This is a genomic window from Bacillus jepli (assembly GCF_047238305.1).
In the GTDB taxonomy this organism is placed as follows: Bacteria; Bacillota; Bacilli; order Bacillales; family Bacillaceae_L; genus Ferdinandcohnia.
In genome coordinates this window covers 4576595-4591498 of record NZ_JBDFMO010000001.1, presented here as the reverse complement: position 1 = coordinate 4591498, position 14904 = coordinate 4576595, and the positions used below count along the sequence as shown (strand labels likewise).

The following is a 14904-nucleotide window of genomic DNA, read 5'->3' as shown; positions in this document are numbered from 1 at the left end:
ATGATTGGTGGTGGGGATTTTGACTAGTGGTTTTCCAAAACTCGCACAAAAGGGGCGACTTAAATTTGATAAGGTGAGAGAAAAGCATCTCCTTTTGTTACCCGAAAAGGTGGTGGTTTTGAATGAAACTGCCGCATCAATTCTTGCTTTTTGTGACGGAAATGAATCCATTCACACCATCACCGAAAAAATGAGAAGTTCGCTAGAGTCAGAGAAATTGCCGGATTTTGAAATCATGAAGGCGGATATCACAACGTTTATTTTGAAAATGGTGGACGAAGGATGGGTGGTGATGCAAGATGCTAGAGTCAAAGAAATATAGAGTACAGCCTCCATTTTCGCTACTAGCGGAGCTCACGCATCGTTGTCCATTGCATTGTCCATATTGCTCCAACCCTGTCGAAATGACATTAAAAGAAATGGAATTATCCACAGATGATTGGTGTCGAGTGTTAACGGAAGCGGCAGAACTCGGCGTGGTCGAAGTTCATTTTTCAGGCGGTGAGCCACTTTTATTGCAAGATTTAGATGAGTTGATTGAACATGCAAGCTCATTAGAAATGTACACAAATCTAATTACGAGCGCGATTGGATTGACTGAGGAAAAAGCTATGAGGCTGAAGGAAGCCGGGTTAGCCAATGTTCAGATCAGCTTTCAAGCAGGGGAAGAAGAACTATCTGATCAAATTGGTGGCTTCAAGGCGTTTAAAAAGAAACGGCAGGCCGTTGAAGCAGTAAAACGGACGGGTATGCATTTATCGTTAAATGTTGTGTTGCACCGGTTAAATATTGATACATTGGATGAAATCATTACGTTTGCTCACGAATTGGGAGCAGAACGTTTGGAATTGGCAAATACCCAGTTTTATAACTGGGCATTGCTTAACAGAGAACAACTCCTGCCAAGTAAAGAGCAGATAGAGCGGGCAAGTGAGACTTACGAGATTGCGAGAGAACGCCTCGGTAAAGAAATGGAAATCATTTGGGTTATACCTGATTATTATGAGTCAACGCCCAAGCCATGTATGGGCGGTTGGGGAGCAATTGCACTTACTGTAGCACCAAATGGAGATGCGTTGCCATGCCCAACGGCTGGGATGATTGAAGGAATCTCTTTTGAAAATGTACGTAAGCGATCGTTGAAAGAAATTTGGTATGAATCGGATTCGTTTAATCGATTTCGAGGGGATGAATGGTTACCAGAAACGTGTCGGTCATGCGATATGCTGCACCAAGACGGGGGCGGCTGCCGCTGCCAGGCGTTTGCTCTGACTGGGGACGCGAAAGCAACGGATCCCGTCTGTCATATGGCACCAGATCATCATATCGTTGAAACAGCAGTGCAGGCGGCGAATAGTGGGACGTTAGAGGAACGGGAACCATTGATTTATCGAAAAATGAAGTTCTGACGAAGATGCTAGGGGTAATTTTTCAAATTGCCTTTAGTATCTTTTTTTGGAAAAATGGGTAAACAGCAAGATCTGGGTTGTGAAGGGGAAAATGAGGTTTGGTTTCCGGCCAAATCCTCTTCATCGTGGGAATGAAGGGGAAAACACAGTTTGGTTGCCATCTAAGTACTCTTCATCTACGTCATGAAGAGGAAATTGTGATTAGGTCCCCCGGTGAAATCCTCTTCATTGTGGTTATGAAGTGGAAAACACAGTTTGCATTCCTGCCAAATCCTCTTCATCGTTGTTATGAAAGGGAAAACGAGGTTTGGCACCTGTTCAAGTCCTCTTCATCAAAGTGATGAAGTCCCAAACGCATCCAGTTCCTCATCGGAATGTCCTTCATCGGATTAATGAAGTCCCGAACGCAGCAGGAACTTTATCGTAAAGTCCTTCATTGGCTTGATGAAGTCCCAAACGCATCCAGTTCCTCATCGGAAAGTCCTTCATCTGATTAATGAAATCCCGAACGCAGCAGGAACGCTATCGTAAAGTCCTTCATTGGCTTGATGAAGTCCCGAACGCATCCAGTTCCTCATCGTAAAGTCCTTCATCGGGTTAATGAAGTCCCGAACGCAGCAGGAACGCTATCGGAAAGTCCTTCATCGGGTTATAAAGTCCCAAACCAAACCCAGCCCCTACTCAAAAAGTTCTTCACTCAAAAATGCTCCCAATATCCCCTGTGAATAATTACCATCCCTAAATGGAAGGCTTTTACTATCAAAGTCCCATACATAAAGTGGTGAAAAGATGCTAATCAAAGAAGACAACACAACTGAAATACATCCAGTGGTTAAAAAGCTGATGTTGGTCAATACGATACGAAGCATAGGACAAGGCATGATGGTTGTAGTTCTCGCTTTATACCTTGATACCATAGGGTGGAGCGCTATACAAATCGGAACTGTGCTAGCGGCGGGAGGGCTACTTGGGGTTTTCCTTGCACCACTAATCGGAATGTATAGTGACCGAATCGGCAGGAAGCCTTTCATTCTTTTTTCTGAGCTATTAACAGCCGCATGTGCATTGATCGGAATCATGACAACCAACCCGATTTTATTATTCATCGCCATCGCATTTTCCGGTTTTGGCAAAGCAGACGCTGGTTCGGCAAGTCCGTTTGCTCCAGCCGAACAGGCTTGGCTGGCAGCCTTTATCAAACCGTCTGAGCGTGGAAAAATCTACAGCTTGAACAATGCGCTTAGTTTTTTCGGCATGGCGACAGGTGCGATGCTCGTTGGCACAATGAGCGTTAGTTCTGGACCATCCTCCTACCAACTTGCTTTTTATGTTACATTTGCCTTCTCACTTGTGACGGCCTCGATTATTTTAACGACAAAAGGGGGCACACAGGTCAAGCAGAGGCAGACACCAGACAAGAAACAAACCATTGAAGAAACACAAATGAAAAAAGAAGAAAATGTGGCAATTTTAAAATTAGCTGGAATCAACGTGTTGAATGGAATTGCAATTGGATTGACAGGTCCGATGATGGCTTATTGGTTCTCAGTGAAATTTGGGGTGAGCAGTGGCCAAATTGGTAGCACGTTAGCTCTCACTTTTTTTGCAACTGGGATGACATCAATCTTTCAGGCAAGAATTTCTCACAAGTACGGCAATGTTCATTCGATTGTCATGGTCCGTTACATCGCGTGTCTCCTTTTAATATTAATGCCGTTAATATCCTCATATGCGCTTGTTTCAATTATATATATCTTGCGAACAGCCTTAAATCGAGGATCGCAAGGAGCTCAGCAGGCACTGAGTGTGAGCCTAACTCGAGGTCATCGTAGCGGCTTTGCATCAAGCATCAATCTTCTTTCAATGCGACTCCCCATGTCTATCGGTCCATACCTAGCAGGACACCTTTTTGGATTGGGTGCGTTAGCCTTACCTTTTTATCTTGCTGGAGGTTTACAAGGCAGTTTTGCTTATTTTTACGGTAAATTATTCCGAGCTTATGATACAAAAATGAAACTAAATCCTTCATCAAACTAAAAAAACGACAAGCCGATGGAGAGACCTAATTAAATGAGACAAAGGAAAAAACACCCCTCAAGTCGTATTTATAAATATGACATGTAGGAGGTGTTTTTCTTATGGGGAGAACTAAGAATTTTTACTCATATGAGACAAAAATGAAAGCAATTGAAATGAAAATGTCAGGACAATATTCGAATCGTGAAATTATGGAGGAATTGGGTATTGTAAATGACTCTCAGATAAGGATATGGATGATGTGGTACAGAAAAGGGGAAATGTATCGCTTTTCACAACCAATCGGCAAACAGTATAGCTTTGGGAAAGGCCCAGAGGAATTAACCGAAATGGAGCAGCTAAGAAGAGAAAACCAGCATTTGCAGATTCACCTCGAAATTTTAAAAAAGTACAAGGAGATCGAAAGGAGTTGGTACCAGAGGTTGTTTTAGAACTTGTGGAGGAATTAAAAAGTAAATATACCATTTCTACCATTTGTGATTATATAGGCGTTCCACGTGCCACCTATTACCGCTGGAAAAAACAAGGAGCCCGTAAAATCAGAGAATTAGATCTTAATCATAGAAATTTGTAATAATCATAAGTTTCGAGTTAGATATCGAACTGTTAAAGCTTGGCTTAAAAAAGATTATAATGTAAAAGTTAACCGAAATACTGTACAAAGAATAATGCAGAAATATAATCTCCAATGTAGAGTAAAACCAAAGAGAAAAGTAAAGTTTGCAGGTGAAAGCAACATAGTTGTTCCTAATCGTTTGGAGCGTGATTTTAAAGCATCTAAGCCGAATGAAAAATGGGTGACAGATATAACATATCTTCCATTTGGACAATCAATGATGTACCTTTCGAGCATCATGGACCTTTACAACAATGAGATAATTGCTTACCGAATTAGTTTGAACCAAGATGTAACCCTTGTACTAGACACTTTAAGAGACGCTGTTAAAAATCAGAACGTAGAAGGAGTAATACTACATAGTGATCAAGGGGCACAGTATACGTCCTATGCATTTCAGAATTTAGCCAAAGAAAAAGGCATTATCACAAGCATGTCTCGGAAAGGCAACTGCTTGGATAACGCCGTCATTGAATCCTTCCATTCCACATTAAAGTCGGAAGAATTCTACTCTCAGCCACGAGAGTACCTTACAAATCCTATTGTAGTGGAAAAAGTAGAGAATTTCATCTATTATTACAATCAAATCCGACTTCAGGCAAAATTAAACTACCTGTCCCCAATTGAATATAGGAAACAGGTAGCTTAGGTGTTTTTTCTGTTGTCTCAAATCACTAGGTCAGTTCACGAAGCTTGTCGTTTTTTATAGAGTACTGAACAGGATGATGAGTGCAAGTGGGATTAAGATAATAAAATATCCGATTGGGTTCCCGAAGTTGATGGTCCACCCAACGCCAAAGCGTTTTTCAACAAAGATGGACGGATCCTGTCTGTTGACATAAAAGAGCCCACCGACCCAATGTGCATCGTCATCATAATCTCTTATACTTGCATTCGTTTCACCAATATTTATTTTATCTGAACGCCCCACTTTTATCGCAAAAGCAATGGTAGCGACTAAAGTCACAATGAGAAAAATGAGTGGAACTGCCATTACAACTGTGCCATCGACGATATCAGGGTGAATGGTTCTTAATTGAAAGAAGCTAAACATTCCTGTCAATAAAATAGTTGTTAGGAACATGAGCCAGCTTGTATATTTGCGTAACGTGAGTTGTCTAACTCGTGAAGCATTAGTTGCGCTTGCACTTAGTTTAATGCCTGATTTTTTTGTGCTTATAATAATCGTTAAGAACATAGCCTGCATCACTAACAGCATGAGTAGCGATGAAATCGCTGAAACTGGTGTTTTTTCAGTAAAGGCATCTGCTTCCCCATTAGTTCCCCAGTGAGTTGGAATCTGGTCTGGAAGAAGATTGTATTGCGCAATAGTGTAACCAATCAACCCCACTGTGATAACCATCGGTACTAAAAAGATATACCATGGTAGCATTTCATCCTTAGCACGAGCAGATAAGTCTGCGATTTTTACCTGTGTCGCATTTTCTCCCCATTTCATTTCCTTTTTTATCTGAAGTGTTTTCCCATGAAAATAAAAGTAGAGAGTAAAACTGAACAGGATTATCGCAAATTGAATAATGGTTCCGATCAGAACCGTTTGTCCCTCAGAAGGACTGTTGCCAAGCACCCAAGCTACGTAACTTCCCAAAGCTATAATTGATAATAGGGAAACCAATAGGGCATATTTCTTTTTGTAAGAGGAAAGTTTTTCATCTTTGATATGTTTTTCTGGCACCGTAACCCCAAAGATAACCGTGCGCTTCACAATAAAAGGAACAGCGGTTTGAATACCGGCTAGAATGACCGCGATCACAAGAAAGATAGCTAAAGTCATAATTAAACCTCCTTATTTATTGGGCTTTTAAAACTTTGAATAATTGAAGAAACTAATTCTTGAATTTGTTCATTAGACATACCGACAACAAGTGATTCCGCGATGAGTAATTTATAATCACTTTTTAATCGTTCAAGAGTGGATTGATTAAAATCTTGAGGGGAAGAGATCACTGCACCAGACTTGGGCATGATTCGTATGATTCCCTTTTTCTCTAACTGGTGATAGCTTTTGTTGACTGTGTGCATGTTGATGCCAAGGTCTGCAGCAAAAGTTCTCACGGAAGGTAGGGAATCACCTGGCTGAATTGCTCCTCTAGCAATACCTTCGATGATTTGATTCGTAATCTGTTGGTAAATGGGAATTTCGGATTCAGGTTCAATTTGAATCATCATTTTTGATCCCTCCAATCTGTTCTATTTATATTATAACAAATCTGTTCTATTATGTCTATAACAACTTAAAAAATCTTGACGCAATAGAATATCACTGTTAAACTTTCTTAATTATATTAATATAGTAACTTGTATATGTTCGGGAATATGGCCCGATTGTTTCTACCAAGCTACCGTAAAAAGCTTGACTACAAATGGTTGTTAAGGATATTTAAATATCCTTTTGACATTCATTCATTTGTACGTGCTTTGGTAGGTTACTCTATCAAGGTTTTTTTGTTTTTAAAAATAATTCACATCAAAATGGGGAATATAGAAATATGAAAAATTATTTTGATTTCAGTACACGCCAAACTACATATAAACAGGAATTTATTGGTGGACTCACAACATTTCTATCGATGGCTTACATCCTTGTGGTCAATCCGATCGTCCTAGGCGAATCAGGGATGGACAAAGGTGCCGTCTTTACCGCAACCGCGATAACCATTATTCTTGGTTCATTGCTTATCGGTATCCTTTCTAATTATCCAATTGGGATTGCTCCTAGTATGGGTCTTAATTCATTTTTTACGTATTCCGTTGTCATCGGGATGGGAATCCCTTGGCAGACAGCATTAACGGGCGTATTTGTCGCAGGTATTTTATTTGTGATTTTAAGTGTGTTAAAAGTACGTGAAAAAATTATTAATGTGATTCCACAGGATTTGAAGTATGCGATTGCGGGTGGGATTGGTTTCTTTGTTGCTTTTATCGGATTAAAAAATGCAAAAATCATTGTAGGGAACGAAGCTACATTTGTATCACTTGGAGACTTTACATCAGGAGCGACTGTGCTTGCTTTATTCGGATTCATCATTACCTCCATCATGTTAGTAAGAGGAATTCGTGGTGGTATTTTCTACGGAATGGTTATTTCTTCAATTGTAGGGATGTTCTTCGGGATCATCGATAAGCCGACAGCTATCATTGGTAACATACCAAGTCTTGAACCAACATTTGGTGTTGTTTTTTCTGAGCTTCCAAATGTATTTACACCAGATTTAATTATTGTTATTTTTACATTTTTATTTGTTGGATTTTTTGATACAGCAGGTACATTGATTGCAGTTGCAAGTCAGGCTGGAATTTTAAAGGATAATAAAATTCCAAACGCGGGACCAGCCTTATTATCGGATGCTTCCGCTACTGTTATCGGTTCTGTTCTAGGGACGTCTCCGACTGCATCCCTGATTGAATCAACGGCTGGTATTGCAGCAGGTGCACGTACTGGTTTTTCGTCGATTGTCATCTCAGGTTTTTTCTTTTTAGCTCTCTTTTTCTCGCCATTGCTATCAGTTGTTACGTCTGAAATAACAGCCCCAGCCCTCATTATCGTAGGTGCAATGATGGTGGCAGAAGTTCGACATATCGATTGGACGAAACTCGATATTGCGATTCCGGCATTTACAACGATTATTATGATGCCATTAACATTTAGTGTCGCAACAGGGATTGCCCTAGGATTCATCATGTATCCTGTTACGATGCTTGCTTTGGGAAGACATAAAGAAGTACATCCGATTATGTATGTTCTCTTTGTTACGTTTATTGCTTATTTTATCTATCTGTAAATTTACGCCCCTGGAAATGTCTAATCACATATCCAGGGGCTTTTATTTTTGTTAAAATATTCAAGTGAAGTTTTTAATAAAAACAATGGGAGGTGTTGGGACGAGGGATCTGTCCCTTTGCCTGAGTCACTATGAAAATATTACTTGTTGAAGATGATAAGACCATTGCAACGGGATTGAATTATTCGTTGACGCAGGATGGGTATGAGACTGTTATTTGCCATAATGCAGAGGATGCTAAAAAAATAATAAACGAAAAATTAAATGGAATAGACCTATGTCTCTTTGATTTATCCTTGCCGGACGGAAGTGGCTATGAATTATGTGAACTAGTTAAAAAACAAATGGATAAGCCGGTTATTTTTTTAACGGCACTGGATGATGAAGTGAATGTGGTAATGGGACTGGATCTGGGTGCGGACGATTATATTACCAAGCCTTTTCGCATTCGTGAGCTTCTTTCCCGTATTAAATCTGTACTTCGTCGGTATAACAAGCAAACAATAGCTCAGCCCAAAACGATAATAGATATAGGGAATATCCGGATCAACACCTTGGAGGGAAAGGTGTATAAGAATAGAGAGGAGGTACTCCTAACCGCTTTAGAGTACCGTCTATTTTTGATATTCGCAAATCATATTGGTCAAGTCCTTACGAGAACACAGTTGTTAGATCGAATCTGGGATGTAGCAGGGGACTTTGTGAACGATAATACACTGACTGTCTATATCAAGAGATTGCGTGAAAAACTTGAAGATGAGCCACAAAGTCCAAAAATCATTAAGACAGTCCGCGGAATGGGCTATAAGGTTGGTGACTGATATGGTCCGTAACCGTGAAATACAGTTCTTGTTAGTTGTGGTAGTAACGATTTCATTCGTTTCACTCCTAATCGCTTATTTTCTATTCTCTGGGCAGGTTGCGCTACTTGTACTCATTACATCTGTCTTATTGATTGGGTGCTGTTTGGCCTTTACGAAGTGGAGATACCGTGAAATTGAAAAACTTTCAGGTTATTTACGGAAGATAACGAGTGGTGATTATAGTTTAGACATTAGAGATAACCACGAGGGTGAACTAAGTATATTAAAAAGTGATATTTATAAAGTGACATTAAAACTCTCAGAGCATAGTTCACTTTTGCAACAGGATAAACTGAAATTAACGAATGCGATTTCAGATATCTCCCATCAATTAAAAACACCACTCACTTCCATGATGGTCATGGCTGATTTATTGGGTGAAGCAAAACTTGATACCGCAAAGCGAATCGAATTTACCAATAACATACGCGTTCAGTTAGAAAGAATAGAATGGCTTGTGTCGTCATTGTTAAAACTCTCGAAAATTGATGCGGGGACCGTTCCTTTTAAAAAGGATACGGTGTATGTTTCTGAATTAGTAGAACGTGCTGTTCATCCGGTTTTAGTACCAATGGATGTAAAACAGCAATCGCTAATTGTTGAAGGAGATCAAGAGGTTTCTATTATAGGGGATTTCAATTGGACGGCGGAGGGACTTATCAATATTTTGAAAAACTGTGTCGAACATACACAGGAGGGTGGAAACATCTCAATTCTATTCTCCGAAAATGCCTTATATACCGAAATCATCATTTCAGATAATGGAAAAGGCATAGCTAAAGAAGATCTCCCCTATATTTTTAAACGTTTTTACAAGGGGAAAAATGCCGGCGAGGATAGTATAGGAATTGGTCTTGCAATGGCATATAGCATTATTAAGAGTCAGCAGGGGGATATCGAAGTAAAAAGTGCAGAGGGAAGAGGGACAACCTTTATTATAAAATTCTATAAACAGGTAATCTAGCTGGTCCGACTATTTAGAAAGTGAATAAATTGTCACATTAGAAGTCACTTTAGAGTCATCTTAGATAGATATACTGAACCCAGGAATTGAAATTATGGAGGTTTTGGAATGAATATTTTACAAATCGAAAATCTGTCTAAGGTATACGGAAAAGGTGAAACAGCAGTTAAGGCGCTTGATAATGTGTCATTTACAGTGAAAAAGGGAGAGTTTGTAGCTATCATCGGACCATCGGGTTCAGGAAAATCAACACTTTTACATTTGCTCGGTGGGGTTGATCGTCCGACTAGTGGAAAGGTTCTCATTGATAACACCGATATTTATGATTTAAATGAAACTCAATTGGCGATTTTTAGAAGAAGACAAATCGGATTAATCTATCAGTTTTATAACTTAATTCCAATTTTAACGGTAGAAGAAAACATCACTTTACCAATGCTGTTGGATGAGCATAAGGTTGATCCGAAGCAATTAGCAGATGTCGTGAAAATCCTTGGTCTTGAGAAACGCTTGAACCATCTTCCAAATCAACTCTCAGGTGGTCAGCAGCAGCGGGTTTCGATTGGTCGTGCCTTGATAAGTAACCCAGCTATTATGCTAGCAGATGAGCCGACTGGTAACTTGGATAGTAAGAACAGTGGAGAAATCATTGAACTGTTAAAAATGTTTAATAAAACATATAATCAAACCCTACTTGTGATTACCCATGATGAGCGAATTGCCCTTCAAGCAGACCGCGTCATTTCCATTGAAGATGGGAGGATTGCAAATGATGAGGTGATTCGTCCATGAACATCATCAACAAATTGACGATTCGCCACTTGAAAGAAAATAAACGAAGAACGCTAGTTACAATCATTGGTGTAATTATCTCGGTAGCCATGATATCAGCGGTTGCCACACTCGGCGTTTCGTTTTTAAACTTAATGATTCGAGATCATATTGCTACAAATGGAGAATGGCATGTTAAATATAATGCCGTTAATGAAGAACAAATACAGGCAATTGAAAATGACGATCAAACCAAAAAGTTGATTCTCTCAAATGATCTTGGCTATGCCAAGCTTGAAGGGTCAGAAAATAAAGGGAAACCCTATTTGTTTTTTAAAGAATACAACACAGCTGGATTTAAGCAATTTCCAATAGAGTTAGCAGACGGACGACTACCATTCTCTGATAATGAAATTGTCATATCCGAAGAAATAGCAAAGAACGCGAAAGTGGCATATAAAATTGGCGACAAACTAACAGTGGATATCGGTCAAAGGATGCTAGCTGGAGAAGAGAAGCCACTCGACCAGAGTTACTCCTTGCAATCAGATGAAAATGGGACCACGGAAAATCTTAAGATTGGTACTAATGCTACATTTACAATCGTAGGGACAATCAAACGGCCAACTTGGGAGCCAACTTGGTCCCCAGGGTATACGGTGATTAAATATGTGGACGAAAAAAGTATGAGCTCTAATCGTACATTAGATGCGCTGGTTGTGTTAGAAAAAGTGAAAGGTTCATTGTATAAACACTCAGAAGAAATGGCTAAAAAAAATGGGATCAAATTTGTTTCTTATAACGATGATTTATTACGCTTTTATGGAGTAACAGATAATGATAGCCTCCGCCTCACATTATTTTCGTTGGCTGGAATTATCATGACAGTGATTATTATTGGATCGGTTGCGTTAATTTACAATGCTTTTGCAATTAGTGTGTCTGAACGTTCTAGACATTTAGGGATGCTATCAAGTGTAGGGGCAACAAAAAAACAAAAGCGGAATTCTGTCTTTTTTGAAGGAGCAGTGATTGGTGCAATTAGTATTCCCATTGGTATTCTTTCAGGTCTAGCAGGAATAGGAGTAACCTTCTCATTTATTAACTCTTATCTTGAAGGGGCGCTTAATGTTTCTGAAAAACTAAAGCTAATCGTCACACCCGCCTCACTGTTAGTGGCGTGTGTCATTTCGATAGTGACGATTTTTATTTCAACCTATATACCCGCGAAGAGGGCCTCCAAGGTATCGGCGATTGATGCCATCCGGCAAACGCAGGATATCAAATTATCTGGAAAAACAGTAAAGACGTCAAAAATGGTTCGCAAGCTGTTTGGAATGGAAGCTGAAATTGGTTTAAAGAACTTGAAAAGAAATAAAAAGAGATATCAAGCAACCGTTTTCTCCCTAGTGATAAGTATTGTTCTCTTTTTAACCGTTTCGTTTTTTACTGATAATCTCAAAAAGTCCCTTGAACTATCCCAAGTGGACATAAATTTTGATATTCAACTGATAAATGATCAAATGGACAAAGATGATTTAGTGCAGTTTACAAATCTTGATCATGTAACAGACTCGACTATTGTTCAAACAGCGTATTTAAGTGCTTGGATAGAGAAGGACCAACTTCCAATTGAACTGCAAAACCACGTAGAAAACAACCCGTCTTTGCTAGAAGATGGTAAATTTCAGTATTACGTAAGGTTATATGGTTTAGATAAGGAAAGTTTCAAGGACTACGCTGCAAAAGTGACATCGAATGCTACGCAATTAGAAAATACAGATACACCAGCCGCCATACTTATCGAGAACATTACCTACGAGGATGGAGAGACGGGAAAATTTGTTGAAACTAAATCAATCCAGACAAACGTAGGGAATCAGATTGATTTATATAAGATGAGCTATGAAGAAGGCGAAGTAGAACAATTCGTAAATAAAATAGAAATTGCTGCATTAACCGACCAGCTTCCAATGGGGGTTAATACGAGTGGACCAGGTGGATTAGATATCATTGTTTCAGAGGATGTACTAACTAAAATTGTATCAAATAATGAGAAGGTAAAAACTGAAATCCGGGCTGAATTATACATGAATAGCTCAGATCCAATGGCGACACAAGACAAACTGGATAAAATGACTGACTCCGGTACGCATGTGTATAACGTTTATCAAAGAAGACAAGAACAAGAGCAAATGGTTGTAATGATGTCAATCTTTACGTATGGGTTTATCGCCTTGATTTCATTAATTTCGATTGCAAATATCTTTAATACCATCTCAACTAGCATTTCACTTCGTAAACGAGAATTTGCGATGCTGCGCTCAGTGGGAATGACGCCAAAAGGTTTCAACAAAATGATCAATTATGAGAGTATATTTTATGGTGTGAAGGCTTTACTATATGGACTTCCGATTAGCCTGGCGGTCATGTATCTCATCTATTGGTCACTTCGAAATACCTTTGAATATGGATTTAATCTTCCTTGGATGAGCATCTTATTTGTTGTTATCATTATTTTTGTGATTGTGGGTGCAGCCATGCTGTATTCCATCCAAAAAGTTAAAAAAGAAAATATAATAGATGGATTGAAACAGGAGAGTATTTAAAGGATAGATACGTACTCTCCCACCAAATTGGACCTAACCATCGCTGTGGTTAGGTCTCTTTTTAATTACGAAGCATAACCGTGCGTGTAGATGTAAATCCTTTGGATACGACGCAAAAAAAATTGGGTCGTCGCAAAAATTCGTGAGTTGACGCAAATTTTGTAGGTAGACGCAAATTCTTGGCAACCAACGCATTTCCACGCAATACAGCGAAATTCTCCAAACAAATACGCGTTTCTTTCGACCAAACGTAATGTATTAGTAAAGGAGAAGACCCATTCATTCTGTTATAATAGTAAATATCTCACTACACGCGTATGGAGACAGACATATTACATACCATGGAGGGGAAATATGAAGTTTATTGAGAAGCAACTTTTAGAATACGACATGAATCCAACATGGGCACATTACCTTTCGGGAGTATTGATGATTCTATTTATTGCGCTCATCTGTATAGTGGCGAATTTTATCACAAAAAAAGTGATCATTAATATCATCGCTCGAGTCGTAACCAAAACCAAATATCAATGGGATAATATGCTTCTAGAGAGAAAGGTATTTCGAAGACTCTCCCATATTGTTCCGGCGATTATCATTAACCGCTTTTCTACAACCTTTCCAAAGTATGAGCATTTGATTCAAATGGGTGCCAATACATATATCATCATCGTCGGATTAATGGTTCTTAGTGGCATATTAAACGCCATTAATGATATGTATCAAACCTATGAGATATCTAAGACTCGACCGATAAAAGGATATATTCAGGTTGTTAAAATTATTGTCATCACCTTTGGGATTATTTTGATTATCGCGAATCTAATGGGGAAGAGTCCACTTCTTTTGTTAAGTGGAATTGGTGCTTTATCGGCTGTCCTTATGTTGATTTTTAAAGATTCTTTATTGGGACTTGTTGCAGGGGTGCAATTGACATCCAATGATATGGTTCGAGTTGGTGATTGGATTGAAATGCCTAAGTATGGGGCAGATGGGGATGTAATTGATATCTCACTAGTCACAGTTAAAGTGCAAAATTTTGATAAAACGATCACGACGATACCGAGCTATGCCATGATTTCGGATTCATTTATCAATTGGAGAGGAATGCAGTCCTCAGGTGGGCGGAGAATCAAGCGCTCTTTATTTATCGATACAAATAGTATTTCATTTTGTACCGAGGAAATGATTGAGAGATTTAAACAGATCCAACTCATATCGAATTACATCACAAATAGAGAACATGAAATTGAAGAATACAACATCAAGCATGAGATTAACCGCAACAATCCTGTCAACGGAAGAGCTCTAACGAATATCGGGGTATTCCGAGCATATATTAGCAATTACCTTCAACAGCATTCAGGTATAAATCAGAACATGACATTGATGGTTAGACAACTTGCTCCAACTGAGCATGGGTTGCCACTTGAAATATATGCATTTACGAACGATGTAAGGTGGGCTGTGTACGAAACAACCCAAGCTAATATTTTTGACCATCTGTTTGCTGTTGCTCAGGAATTTGGGCTCCGCTTATTCCAAAATCCATCTGGACATGATGTGAAAACAATGTTGACTGAAACGAAAGAGGATGGAATAGCTAGCGAAGAGGAAAAGTTAAAAATTAACAAAACATACGAAAATTGATGAGATTTTTATAGGTATAGTTATTTAAAGGTAATATCCATTAGGATATTGCCTTTTGCGTTTTTTAAAAGTTTTTTATGAAAATTTTATAATCCCTAATAACTTGGGATATTAGTAACTGTGCTCGATGGAATGCTGTTATAACAGGAATATTGAATGTAATACATTGAATTCTGAAAAAT

At 38.9% G+C, this 14904-nt stretch carries 11 protein-coding genes, 1 pseudogene and 1 riboswitch; of the genes and pseudogenes, 10 read left to right on the top strand and 2 right to left on the bottom strand.

The window, feature by feature from the left end; translation table 11 throughout:
- Positions 1-19 precede the first annotated feature (19 nt).
- The 4 genes and pseudogenes from pqqD to ABC371_RS23300 all read left to right on the top strand — a co-directional run bounded on the left by pqqD (position 20) and on the right by ABC371_RS23300 (position 4711).
- Positions 20-322, top strand: coding sequence for a pyrroloquinoline quinone biosynthesis peptide chaperone PqqD (pqqD, locus tag ABC371_RS23315; protein ID WP_412898995.1), 303 nt, complete (start codon positions 20-22; stop codon positions 320-322).
- Entirely contained in the window at positions 300-1409 is a 1110-nt protein-coding gene (gene pqqE, locus ABC371_RS23310; RefSeq protein WP_412898994.1) for a pyrroloquinoline quinone biosynthesis protein PqqE, read from the top strand. Before pqqD ends, pqqE begins: the two co-directional genes overlap by 23 nt.
- A 789-nt stretch (positions 1410-2198) precedes the next feature.
- Positions 2199-3446, top strand: a complete 1248-nt coding sequence (locus ABC371_RS23305) for an MFS transporter (RefSeq protein WP_412898993.1) — start codon at positions 2199-2201, stop codon at positions 3444-3446.
- A gap of 101 nt (positions 3447-3547) precedes the next feature.
- Positions 3548-4711 (top strand): annotated as a pseudogene (locus ABC371_RS23300) (IS3 family transposase).
- Positions 4712-4765: 54 nt separating this feature from the next.
- Here the strand turns inward: ABC371_RS23300 and ABC371_RS23295 are convergent.
- Positions 4766-5857, bottom strand: a complete 1092-nt coding sequence (locus ABC371_RS23295) for a DUF1648 domain-containing protein (protein WP_412898992.1) — start codon at positions 5855-5857, stop codon at positions 4766-4768.
- A gap of 2 nt (positions 5858-5859) precedes the next feature.
- Complete coding sequence (locus tag ABC371_RS23290; RefSeq protein WP_412898991.1) at positions 5860-6252, bottom strand: GntR family transcriptional regulator; 393 nt, start codon at positions 6250-6252, stop codon at positions 5860-5862.
- Positions 6253-6361: 109 nt separating this feature from the next.
- Positions 6362-6463, top strand: a riboswitch (purine riboswitch).
- A gap of 109 nt (positions 6464-6572) precedes the next feature.
- Between ABC371_RS23290 and ABC371_RS23285 the strand changes: the two genes are divergently transcribed.
- The 6 genes from ABC371_RS23285 (at position 6573) to ABC371_RS23260 (ending at position 14722) form a co-directional block, all read left to right on the top strand.
- On the top strand, positions 6573-7865 hold the full coding sequence (locus tag ABC371_RS23285; RefSeq protein ID WP_412898990.1) for an NCS2 family permease: 1293 nt from the start codon (positions 6573-6575) through the stop codon (positions 7863-7865).
- 131 nt (positions 7866-7996) lie between these two features.
- Entirely contained in the window at positions 7997-8686 is a 690-nt protein-coding gene (locus ABC371_RS23280) for a response regulator transcription factor (protein ID WP_412898989.1), read from the top strand.
- Position 8687: 1 nt separating this feature from the next.
- Positions 8688-9692 (top strand): sensor histidine kinase, encoded by a 1005-nt coding sequence (locus ABC371_RS23275; RefSeq protein ID WP_412898988.1) that lies wholly within the window; start codon positions 8688-8690, stop codon positions 9690-9692.
- Between the two features lie 108 nt (positions 9693-9800).
- Positions 9801-10484, top strand: coding sequence for an ABC transporter ATP-binding protein (locus ABC371_RS23270; protein WP_412898987.1), 684 nt, complete (start codon positions 9801-9803; stop codon positions 10482-10484).
- Entirely contained in the window at positions 10481-13072 is a 2592-nt protein-coding gene (locus tag ABC371_RS23265) for an FtsX-like permease family protein (RefSeq protein WP_412898986.1), read from the top strand. Before ABC371_RS23270 ends, ABC371_RS23265 begins: the two co-directional genes overlap by 4 nt.
- Before the next feature lie 354 nt (positions 13073-13426).
- On the top strand, positions 13427-14722 hold the full coding sequence (locus tag ABC371_RS23260; RefSeq protein WP_412898985.1) for a mechanosensitive ion channel family protein: 1296 nt from the start codon (positions 13427-13429) through the stop codon (positions 14720-14722).
- Positions 14723-14904: the final 182 nt, after the last annotated feature.